9 protein-coding genes are annotated in these 11,145 nt (G+C 55.9%); all 9 read right to left on the reverse strand.

Going from position 1 to position 11,145, the window contains the following annotated elements:
• A partial coding sequence (tssE, locus tag NNO02_RS21225) for a type VI secretion system baseplate subunit TssE (protein ID WP_271455660.1) occupies positions 1–274 on the reverse strand: 274 nt, incomplete at its 3' end.
• Positions 267–803, reverse strand: coding sequence for a type VI secretion system lipoprotein TssJ (gene tssJ / locus NNO02_RS21230; RefSeq protein WP_271455668.1), 537 nt, complete (start codon positions 801–803; stop codon positions 267–269). The genes tssJ and tssE, both read right to left, overlap by 8 nt.
• A complete protein-coding gene (tssG, locus tag NNO02_RS21235) occupies positions 784–1,887 on the reverse strand; it encodes a type VI secretion system baseplate subunit TssG (RefSeq protein WP_271455661.1) in 1,104 nt (367 codons plus the stop codon). Before tssG ends, tssJ begins: the two co-directional genes overlap by 20 nt.
• The gene (tssF, locus tag NNO02_RS21240) at positions 1,842–3,605 is read right to left on the reverse strand and encodes a type VI secretion system baseplate subunit TssF (protein WP_271455662.1); all 1,764 of its coding nucleotides are present in this window, start codon (positions 3,603–3,605) and stop codon (positions 1,842–1,844) included. Before tssF ends, tssG begins: the two co-directional genes overlap by 46 nt.
• A gap of 23 nt (positions 3,606–3,628) precedes the next feature.
• Positions 3,629–4,360, reverse strand: coding sequence for a hypothetical protein (locus NNO02_RS21245; protein WP_271455663.1), 732 nt, complete (start codon positions 4,358–4,360; stop codon positions 3,629–3,631).
• A 50-nt stretch (positions 4,361–4,410) separates the two neighbouring features.
• Positions 4,411–6,006, reverse strand: a complete 1,596-nt coding sequence (tssA, locus tag NNO02_RS21250) for a type VI secretion system protein TssA (RefSeq protein ID WP_271455664.1) — start codon at positions 6,004–6,006, stop codon at positions 4,411–4,413.
• Positions 6,006–9,419, reverse strand: coding sequence for an ImcF-related family protein (locus NNO02_RS21255; RefSeq protein WP_271455665.1), 3,414 nt, complete (start codon positions 9,417–9,419; stop codon positions 6,006–6,008). The genes tssA and NNO02_RS21255 overlap by 1 nt, the downstream gene beginning before the upstream one ends.
• The gene (locus NNO02_RS21260; protein WP_271455666.1) at positions 9,406–10,566 is read right to left on the reverse strand and encodes a hypothetical protein; all 1,161 of its coding nucleotides are present in this window, start codon (positions 10,564–10,566) and stop codon (positions 9,406–9,408) included. Before NNO02_RS21260 ends, NNO02_RS21255 begins: the two co-directional genes overlap by 14 nt.
• 3 nt (positions 10,567–10,569) lie before the next feature.
• Positions 10,570–10,836: a PAAR domain-containing protein gene (locus tag NNO02_RS21265; RefSeq protein ID WP_271455667.1), complete on the reverse strand. Its 267-nt coding sequence runs from the start codon at positions 10,834–10,836 to the stop codon at positions 10,570–10,572.
• Positions 10,837–11,145 lie beyond the last annotated feature (309 nt).

Consider the following 11,145-nt stretch of genomic DNA (forward strand, 5'->3'; position numbering starts at 1 on the left):
TCAGGCGCGGTTCATATTTGAGCAGCACCGCCGACAGCACGCCCATCAGTTCATGGGCGGTACCGGGCATCCCCTGCAGGGTTTTGGTCATATCCGGCAAGCCATAGTCCGGCAGATGCGCCAGCGTGCCGGCGCGACAGTTGAGGATGCGCTGCATGTTATCCAGTACCGAGAGAATGGCCTGGTTTTGTTCACTGACCTGATGGAGATCGAGGCCACCAGTGAAGTTGCCGTAGAGCGTTTCATAGAGTGAAGGACGGGGGGATTCACTCATCTTTTAGCGCCTGCAGGGTCAGTCGGTTGTTCCCAGCCTCAATAACGCGGGCTTTATCCGGATCAAGATCATCGCGGCTCAGTACCACCCGCCAGGTGTTGTTCACCTGGTCCGGTGACATAAACATGCCAGCTACTGCCACATACTGCGCACTCTCTTCCATCGGCATATCAACCGTCACTGCCCCGCCCGGCTGCAGGCGGATATCTTTCTCAGCTACCAGGTCTGCTTTAATGGCCTGGCTGTCCGCCTTGAACAGTGACGGGTAGTCTGTCGTGTCAAATGTTTTCCGGTCTTTGAGCTGGTAAATACGCACTACTGTGGACAGTGCCACGCCACCCGCATTGCTGTTGACGGCCTCGCGGGCGTGAATATCCAGATGCAGGTTTTTTATCTGCTTATAAAAAATCGATTTGGTCACGGCAACAGTGCCGTCTGTCACTTTTTGAGTCAGCCCACAGCCCGCCAGTATCAGTGTGATACCAACGGCCAGCGCAGCCAGAGGAAATTTACCAGCGGTAATCGCCATCTTCATCGGTCTCCCTGCGGTGAATATTTTCCTGTACCCGCTCATAGCGGCCAAGATTGATGGTTATGGTTTTGGGGGGCATGACGCGGTTCGCTGCATTCAGCGGCCGTATCACGGCGGTACGGCCCAACTGCGCTGCGCCAACTTTGGGGTGAGTGCTCATCATCGCGTCGGGCAGCAGGCTACTGTCGACACACAGCTGCAGGCGGACATCCAGGCGAGACCCAAGATACACATGCAGCAGCGCCATTAAATCCGTGTGAAGCTCCCCGCCCGGTAACCAGCCCAGCACTTCTGCCGTGTCAGTGGTGACCAGTCGCATCAGTATCTGGCTGTTCACGTCGGTGGCATAGTTGCCCATCACCGGGCGGTTTGTCAGGGTGACGGGCTGGCTGACGCTCATGGTCAGCGGCTTCTTCAGCGGCACACGGCGTTTGTCGTGGTGCCAAATTTTCGCCTGCGTGTTGGGTGCCAGCAGGCGCACCAGTGAAGTCATACCTTCTGCGGTTCGTCCGGGCAACAACATGACCGGCAGCAGTGACAGAAAGCGCGAAGCCGGGGTTGAGATACTGTCCGTACAGCCTTCAATACCGAGTCCGGCCAGCCCCAACAGGTACTGCGAGGTTTTGTCCTTACCGCCTTCTTCGAAGGTTGCCGGGTACGAGTATTTACGCCAGATCCGGTAGTACTGGGCAATCAGCCGGTGGTTGAAGATATCGAGGAAATCCGCAGTGGCCTCATACCCTTCCCGTCGCTGGGTAATGTCATCGATATAGTGCGTTGGCAGCGGGGACTCCACACCGTAGAGTCCCATAAAGGTGATGCGCACTGTCGGCGGCAGATGATGATGCTCTGGCGGCTCAATCCCTTTGATCTCAGAGGCCGGAAAACCCATGCCCGGATGGGGCCGAAAACGTACCGGTTCATGACGTACCTGCCAGCTGCTGCCGATAACCGGTTTATCCGCCTGGCTCTGCTCCAGTAACTGGCAGAAGCGATAAAAGTTCATGTACGGCAGGTACTGCCGTAACTGCGCCATCAGCCGGGCAGGCGTGGACTGTGATTCTCTTTCCACCGGATGCATTTTCCTTCTGGCTGAACGATGAGGGTGAGCTGGTTGAACTGGTTCATATCGGCATACAATGCAAAGAACCGGTTAAGCATTTCACCGAACAAATGAATATCACCCTCACCGGTGAAACCATTACTGTCGAGGGTCACTTCGATATCCAGCCCGCGCAGCAGAAAGCCCTGCTCAAAACGTTGCAAGCGGTGGTGCTCCACATGCAAAATCGCCTCCAGACGCCGGATGTTCAGTTCATCTTCCTGCCAGTTATAAAGCGCCAGCGTCCCGCGCAGCACTTCGGCGGTGCTCATCATGTTCAGGAAACCGGAGCCGAGGTGGCTCAATACCCGCCAGTGGAAACGGTCTTCCGCTGGAGGATAGACAGGCAGCGTGGGCTTGCAGAGGTTACACACAGAAAGCTGCGTATCCACCACCTGCTCGCAGCGATCCAGTAGCGTGCTCTGCAATGCACGGCGCGGCAGCTGGCCGTTGGTGCCGGTGATTTGCAGCGATACGGCTTCACGCTCAAACAGGCGGTCCTCTTCCCACTGGTGCCCCCCAAGGATAAGCCAGGTGTCATACAGTCCGGTCACGCTGCGTTTCACTCGGGTATGGTAGTAGCGCGGTGGCGCATGACGACGCATCATCCCTCCTTTATGGCGGAAGCTGCTGAACGGCACGTACTCCGCATCGTTGGCCCGGTTGGAGCCGGTAACCGAATCCACAGAGTAAATCTCGGTATGCCCGTCCTGCAGCCGCTTAGGGCGCAGCAGGTACTCACTTTCAAGCCCGGTGATAGTGAGCGGGTCCGCCTCCAGGGTGAACAGGTTAATTACCGGCACACAGTGCAGACGAACCGCCTCATCGGTGATCGGCAGGTCTGATGGCCACGGCGTGCTGAGCACAACTTCAATATCGAAGTACTCCACTCCGGCAGGCGGCGTAATACCGTCCAGGCCATTGAGGTGGACAAACATAAACTTGTCGCGAAAGGTGAAATACTCCAGCAGCAGCTGGTAGCCACTGAACGCGATATCACCTTTCGGCCACAGCCCATCCTCCTCCGCAAATCCTCCCGGCGAGAAGTACCCGTCAAGACGAATGCGGTCGGTCTGGCCGGGCAGGCGCATGTAGAGTGCCGCCTGCCGTTTGGTCAGCATCAGATGCAACTGGCTGCTGACGGGGGCATCTGCACCGAGATACAGGCTCAGGCGACTGAGATCAGCACTGGACCAGTCAGCCTGGCTACTGCAGGTAAAGCGCATCCGCAGCAGAGAGCGACCATCGGGTTCAGTGGTCATAGTGATGCCAGAAACACTCAAGGGATTGATCATCACATCCTGCGTGGTGCGGTATCGACACACTGTGTTCTTCGGCCCCATCGGGCGGGAATACACTTCCAGCCCCGCAGGCACGACTTCCGCCATTTTCATCTCATGAAAAGACGGGGTGAGTGCCACTACCGAAAGCGACGGGATGGTGCGCAGATAGTGCGGCCAGAGCATGCTAACCAGTCCTTCGGTGAGTTCTGGCAGGTCATCGTCTATCTTTTCACGCAATCGCCCCATTGAGAAAGCAAAGCCTTCAAACAGACGTTCAACGTAGGGATCGGGTGTTCCGGCCTTATCCAGATCAAGCATCGCGGCACGGTCCGGATGGGTCCGGGCGAATTCCTTGGCGGCTTCACGGAGGTAGCGCATTTCTGCGTCGTAATAACTCAGGGTTAGATCTTTCATGTGTATTTCCGTAGAAACCGGCTTCAGTGAGGGCCCATCATTAAACGCAGAAACTGAAGAGAGATTGGGAAGAAAACAATATCAGCGGAGAGAGCCAAAGGAGTAACAACAATATTGGTCGCCAGATTTACGGGATGGAAATCGGTTCCTGCCTCCAGTGAATAAAACTGAACGTTGTATGCTCTCCCCAAAGACTCAGTCTTATCAAAAGTATAATTAACGCTCGCTTTAGGGATAATCACACCAGTGATATACACATCTCTGACATATCTGACACCGTTGTTCTTAAAGCCAGCATGCTGAATAGTGTTTAATTCTTCTGATGAAAACGTACTGGTAGATTTATTGACTTCGACGGGTAATGCATCGCTGAATTGAAGCACGCTATCGTTGTCTGACGGCTTGTTTATGCGAAATTTGAGAGAGTTCTCTTCCCGCCCAGATATCAGAGGTATTTGGGTTGCAAGTTTATTTAGAGACAGAAGTTCATCAGTCCCCTGAGTCAGAATATAGATATTCTTTTCACCGACGAAGGCGACACCATCAGAAGGAACATTAATAGCCGTTTTTTTACTGGCCTGAATAGCAGAAACAGCAAGGTTCTTATACTGAAACACACCTGCGACACTATCCTGAATCTGAATATGCCTTTCTGTTTGTGGCTCAGCGACCTTATTCCCTCCCCACAATAATGCTGTACAGCCTGAAAGCAAGAACATCACACCCAAACAGGTAAGCATTCTAAGATGTTTCATTTTTTATTTTTCCTTGTTCCTGATTTCTATCCTAAAGATATGACTAAATATCATCCGCAAAGCACGGCAGCACGGGCTGGATCGACAGAGATTAGCCCGGCAAGTAACTGATCCATTACCGGTGTAAGGCGAGCCTTATCAGCCTCACTGCGACCGGCTTTCAGGCGCAGGAGTTTCAGATGGCGGGCCTGTACCTCAAACAACAGCTCAGGCTCCCAGTCACTGAGGGTCACTACACGGGCACGCTCACCCAGCTCTGCAAACAGATGCACCGCCAGGTCATTTTTACCGTACTGCTCAGCAATGCGGCCCATCAACAGACGCAACAGCCACTTCTGACGATCGGTGGTCATGCCCGGCCGGGTCTGTAACCAGCCCAGCGCGGCATCCGGACCTTCACTGTCGGCCAGTGCCACGGCTTCCGGCTCCAGCGCCAGAATGTCGTCGTTACCAGAGGTGACCGGAGCTGATGGCGTGTCATCACCCCACCCACCGACGGTGTCCAGCACGCTCTGCTGGATCCAGTTCAGCGTCACTTCGTCCGCAAACGGCGTGCCGTCACTGAACGCCAGCGTCTCGAGGCCGGACAGACGAGACAGCAGTCCTTTCAGGTCGGCAGCAATAATGTCAGCCAGGGTCTCCTGACCGGATTTCGTCAGCGCCTGATGGATGTACCACTGCAAATCCAGCCACAGGTGGTTGGCACCGCGGGAAAAGGTGCTGTCGGCCGTTTCCAGCATTTCAGCCCAGTTCTGCTGCAGGTAGAGGCGTTTGAGTAACGCGCGCTGATCCGCCCTTGGTGGCTCGATGCGTGTACGCCCCTGCGCATCCGGGGCCGGGATGGCCCGGAGGGTGTCGTGACGCAGGCTCTTCATCAGATGGTGTGCTGACAGCCAGCCATCCGGCTGCTCGCGCAGGTATTCGGTGAGGGTGCGGGCCTGGGCCAGCAAATCCTGACCGGAGGTGATCCGCCCGATAGTCGGGGCATCGCTGTGACTGGCAGACGACGGAGTTTCGCTGGTACTGGCGTTCTGCGGTACCACCGCATCCACGCCCCCCGCTTTCTGCAGACGACTTTCCAGCGCACCGTACAGCGCATTGAGTTCCGGACGGGTTTCATCCGGATCGTTTTCTGTAAGTTGTGCGATTAGCAGCAATGCGCCTGTAGTTCGCAGCGCCTCTTCCCTGACCACTTCCGGGTACAGGGAAAGGGAGTCGGTCATGCGCGATCCTGCCAGCCATTCCAGTGCCGCCTTACGGCTGCGGTCACGCTGCGGATGCAACTGTGTGCCAAAGCGCTCCAGCAGACCGGCCAGCAGTTCGAGCCCCTCGGCCAGCCCCTGTTCACCTTCGCGGTGCAGCTTCGCCCAGCAGTAGTAGGTTGCCACACGGATATCTTTGGCGGTGGTGGTCAGCAGCTTCTCTGCCAGCCGGCAGATGAGCTCGGTATCCGCGCCGGAGAGCTTGTTGACCTCCTCGCGCATCTGCTGGAAGTCGTCGTCATAGCCAGGGTCCTCGCCAACAGGCGATGAACCGGACAGCGGCTGCAGCCAGCTGTCCCGCTGCGCTACACGCTCACGGGTGGCGGCAAGCAAGGGCGCCTGCTCTGTCTGGCAGGCGCTGAGTAAGGCATTGAGCGTGCTCATCAGTACGCCTCCCCATTGTCACTGGCCGTATCTGTCGCTGGATCTGACGGTGCGATACCGGTGGTACTGAAGATGGTTTCCGGCAGGCGGAAGTTACGCAGTTTCAGCAGCGCCAGCGGGCCTTCGCCTGCTTCGGTACGCAGGGTGTAGTTAAGCGTGCGACCGTCCTGGGCTTTCCAGCTCAGGCTGTAACTGCTGCCGACGCCCGGGTAAGCGCTGACCGCAGCCATATCGAGCAGGCGAATTAAGCCCCAGGCTCCCGGAATATCAGCATACTGGCGGGTGCCAGCCTGAGTGCTAATCCAGCTCAGGTTTGCGCCAGGGGCTTCCGTATCCGCAGGCCAGGCGAAGCGCTTCCACGCGGGCATCTGGTTCACGTAGGTCAGCTTCTGGCTGTCGATAATCATGTCCGTCTGCATCACACCATCGGCAGTGCCCGGGCGCAGTTCGAAGTTCATGCCGGCATTACCTTCGGTGAAGGCGACATCCGAGATATGACTCAGGGTGTTGATGGCATTGAGGAACGCTGGGTTAAAGGCCAGTCCCTGAGAGTTGATGCTGTCCGGCACCCAGTGGTTGCCCTCTTTGTGCAGCACGCCTTTGAGACGGGTCTGCAGGAACTGCGCGATACGCCCGGAATCCGCGTTGAGGTATTTGGCGAGCAGCGGCAGGGAAACATCACTGCTGGAGTTGTTGAACGGATAACGGCCACCAAAGACACTGTTCCACTCAGCCACCACCGCCTGCTGCCACTGGGCATTAAGGCTCTCAGCCGCCGGGGTCAGCACCTGCTGCCAGGCCTGCTCCATTGGGTTCACAAACACCGTGCGCCCAAAGCCGCTCCACTCCTGTCCCAGACCAGCAGCAATCAGGCTGCCGTAATCGCGGGTTTCAGTCAGGTCCACGGCTTTGCCCTGGAATACGGTCTGGGCAATGGTCTGGGTCATGGCCTGCGGGTCAGCAGCATTGGTCACCTGCTGCAGGCGCAGACGCACCTGCGTTACGCGGGTCAGGTACGACTGCAGACTTTGCTCCTGTGCTCCCGTGCGGTTCTTGTCCATCAGCGCCAGCACCGGACCAAAGGTCGCATCAAGCGGGCCATGAACGCCGGCACTCTGGTCAATGGCATCCTGGTTGTCGCCACCGAGCAGATTTTTCGCTGATTTCACCAACGAATCCGAAATCGCCTCCCCGCTCTGCCCGGTGCAGCCCTGCACGTTAAGGGTATTCATCAAGGCGACCAGAGGTGACTGGCGCACATCGGCCATCAGGGTCAACTGGTCAATGGAATCTGACAACGTCGCGGCCTGGTTCCAGCGCAGACTGTTGAGGAACGCCAGCCAGGCCCCGCTAAAGTCCGCGAAGTAGCGTTCCGTCAGACGTTTTTTCAGCGCTTCCGGGGAGGTCTCATCCTGTGTACTGACCTGACGCTTGCTGTCAGTGAGCACCCAGTCGAGCTCATCCCGACGCGCCTTCACCACCTTTTCGATGGCTGGCTGCACGGCCTGCTCCCAGGCCTGACGGGTGAACATGCCCGGCACGATTTCCGTGGTGCTGAACAGACGGGATGCATCGGTATCGCCGGTCATGTCTTCGAGGCGCATATCGACGTACAGGTGCGCCACCTGAGAGAGCATATTCTGGTACAGGGTTGATTCGCTGTTACGTACGCCCATCAGGCGAACCAGCAGGGAACGCGCCTGGCTGACCATGTTCTCATCTGCCCGCAATTTCCACTCCGGGTGCGCAACCAGCTGAGCGCCATAGAACGACAGCAGTGACGGAGCCACGCCCTGCCAGACGCCATCTTTCACGCCATCACGTTTTGGCCAGTCGTGCAGCAGCGCCGAACTGAACCAGGCGGCGTCCATATGCTCCGGACGGGCCAGCATCAGGTAGAGTTTGAGCTGGTCATAGGTAGTTTTGGCCATCTGCTCACGCAGTGGGCTGCCCGGCGGCAACGCGTTAAAGGCGCTGACCTGCTTTTGAAGATGGTCTGCGGCTGCATCCCGCAACAGCGGCAGTGCACTGTCCTGATAACGTGGCCAGAGTGCCGCCAGCAGGGCATTGTTCTGACTCAGCCCGGCCTGCTCATACCATGGCACACCGTGCTCAGAACGGTATTGCAGACGGGCAAGTGTTTTCTGCAGTTCAGACAGCGCGTGCAGGTGCTGTTCCAGCGGCTGATTTTGACGGGCGGCAAGTGCGGCCTGGGCATTCGCGCCGTCAATCTGACTGCGGTTGGTGACCCAGGAGATGCTCATCCAGAGAGCCCAGCCCACCATTGCCAGGGCGACAACTGACGCAAACACTTTGCGCCAGGGAATGCCCGGTTTGCGCGGACGCAGTCCGGCTGGGAGTGTCCGGACAGACTCAGGCAGGATATCCCAGCGCTTATCCATGCCCCAGTGGTGCGGCACGGCACGTTCGGTACCGGCAGAGGGCTGACTGAACACCACGCCGGCCAGCGGCAGCGGGCGGTATGGATTGAGCATCACCGACAGCGGTGCGGTCACGCTCTCCGGTTCGCGAATGAGCTGGTCAGCCAGCGTCAGCAGGAAGTTATGTTTCACCTCCCCACAGGTCTGCTGCAGACCCTGTGAAGTCAAATCCGGCGTCAGGGCGGAGAGTTGTTCTGCCAGCCCTTCGGTGCGACATCCGGCAGGTAACAGGCAGCCGGTCGCCTGCATAATGCGCCCTTCCGGCTGACCGGCGCGCGGGTGCAGGGACCAGACATACAGCGGGAGTTTCCAGCCAAGCGCTTCCATACGTGCGCTGATGGCGTGAGACAGGGAATCCATGATGCTTTCAGACGGTACCGGCAGCGGCAGCCCCAGCCCTGGTGCTGAGAGCTGGTCAAAGGCCGAGGTGACCCACACCAGGCCATCCACCGGACGACGGCGCAGTTTGCGCAACGCGGTCATCCAGGCACTGTCCGCTGGCGTATTGAGGTCACCACCCCACAGTAACAGCGTACCGCGGTCTTCCTGCCAGAGCTGACCTGTCAGACCTGGGGTCAATTGCTCAACCTCAGCGGAAGTACCAGTTATCAGCAAAATACGTGTTTTACGTCCCCAACGCCGCCCGTAGAGGTTACGCATGGCTTCACGGATGGTATCAACGGTGACATTGCGTGGCGGAGTCCGGGCAACTCTTGATTCATCAGAAGGCAACGCATTGTTCTTCTGTTCCCGCCAGCGATGATACCTTTCCTTCATAAACCGGAACATGAACGGCGTATAGAAAACAATCAGCAGGACTATCCATACGGCAATGAATGCAAGCACTTGCATCGGTCGGGTATCAAGGCCATGCGAGGGGCCGAAATGAAGGATCAAGGCCACTATAATCGCTGAGATGCAGGCTATTATGCCGGCAAGCCCCCCTCTGCTCCATGTACTACCCGGCATCATTATTTTTACTCCCTGAGGTAACAGTACTGACAAAACGATCAGTACCTGAGGTAAACAACCCTAAAACAGGTTTGTTGCTGACGGACACAATGTCGGCCAGTAATGAGGCTAGAAGCCACGCACTCCCGGCCCCTGGAATTCCGTTATATTTTTCCAGTACATCAATTTCCTGGGGCACCCACGGTGTCAGATGTGATTGAGACGCGGTCATTAGATCAGCAAACCCGTCATTCCAGTGCCCATAATCACAGAACACGTTTGATGTCTGACAGGCGATCGTTTGTGTTTCGAGGAACAACCCCATATCAGCCCTGAAATTTGTCATGTCCAGCGGCATCGGTCGCAATATGCGGGCGGAGTGAGGAAGCTGGTATTTTTCAGCAACATCATCGCTGGTAAGTACCATCGCTGCGAGTGCATCGGAATACTGTTCAGCACCCTGATTCTGCAATATCAGGATCAAATCAATATCGAAAACGGGATTTTTAAGGCGCTCTTCGAGCCAGGTAAAATAAAGGACTTCACAACATGAAATCGAACCTGTCAGCGCACGCCCTGGATAAATTCTCCCCCATGACTCGCGAAACCGGGTCCCGAAGTCTGGCGAAATCATGTCGCTCACAATGGTGATGTTGAACGGCACTGTCGCAGGCAACATCGCGATCGCACTTTGTACACCAGCCAGACCCAGTTCGAGCAAGGAGGTGGGCGTCGCTGATTTCGTATCAAAATGACTGGTCAGTGAAAGCAATTGCGGCGCATCTGCAGCGTCTGATTTAGCAATGGCGTCAGAGGTCACTCCGGAAGGTAGCAGTATGCAGCTTCCAAGCACGGCCAGATAGCGCCCAGCCCAGGCTTCCCACTGTTGCTGTCCGTATTCCGCTTCCTTCTGCAAAAACTGATGTTCATTGACGGTTCTGCCCCACAGCCATCCCCGCAAACAAAATAGGAAAAACCAGCCAAGAACCGGGCTGGATGCCAGCCACCAGATGTTGAATATAGCTAATGCCTTAACCATGCCGGACGCATGGAGGATAAACAGCAATACGCCCGCAATAACGGCAGCGCCGCCAGCAAGAATCCACCCTATAAAAGAGGGTTCAGGAGGCAACTCCATTGTTGTTGCTTTCGTCCTTTCCCAGCCCATTGATTATCCTACTGTGCTATTCTGAGCACTTGAAATTACAGTACAACCGCACTGGCATTTGCAGCCATCGACGACAACAGCCCGACCGTTAAATGTCCGGTGTGGTGATCCTTCTACGATAGGATTAGTTCCATGCCCATCAACCGGACAACTCACCAAATCACCCACTAACGCGACTTTTTTCCCGTCGACAGTAATATTGGAAGAGGCGGAGATCACTTTTCCGCCGTGAGAAGTTTTGTCACCAAGTAAAACCAAGTCTTTTGTCATGTTTAACCCTCGAAAAAAATAAACAAAAATCATTTAACTTTAATTTTATCGATCTTATCAAAATCAGGGAAAGGCGTTCTTTCAGGAGCAACACTTCCATCTGGATAAATAATTTTTGGATACTCACCTTTTATTTTCTTTTCTACACCAACGAATCTTGTTATTTTCCCCATCATCTAGTTTAGGGGAAAATTTCACCGAACTAACCTCACCAACTCGCAATGATAGAAAGTCTCTATTACCAAATAGCGATAAGCTATTCTATACTCCTCCCATTTTCTTCTCTCTTATATAAGGGTAATATTTAGG

Origin of the sequence: Citrobacter sp. Awk 2, from assembly GCF_028069815.1 — a bacterium.
Classification (GTDB): domain Bacteria; phylum Pseudomonadota; class Gammaproteobacteria; order Enterobacterales; family Enterobacteriaceae; genus Citrobacter.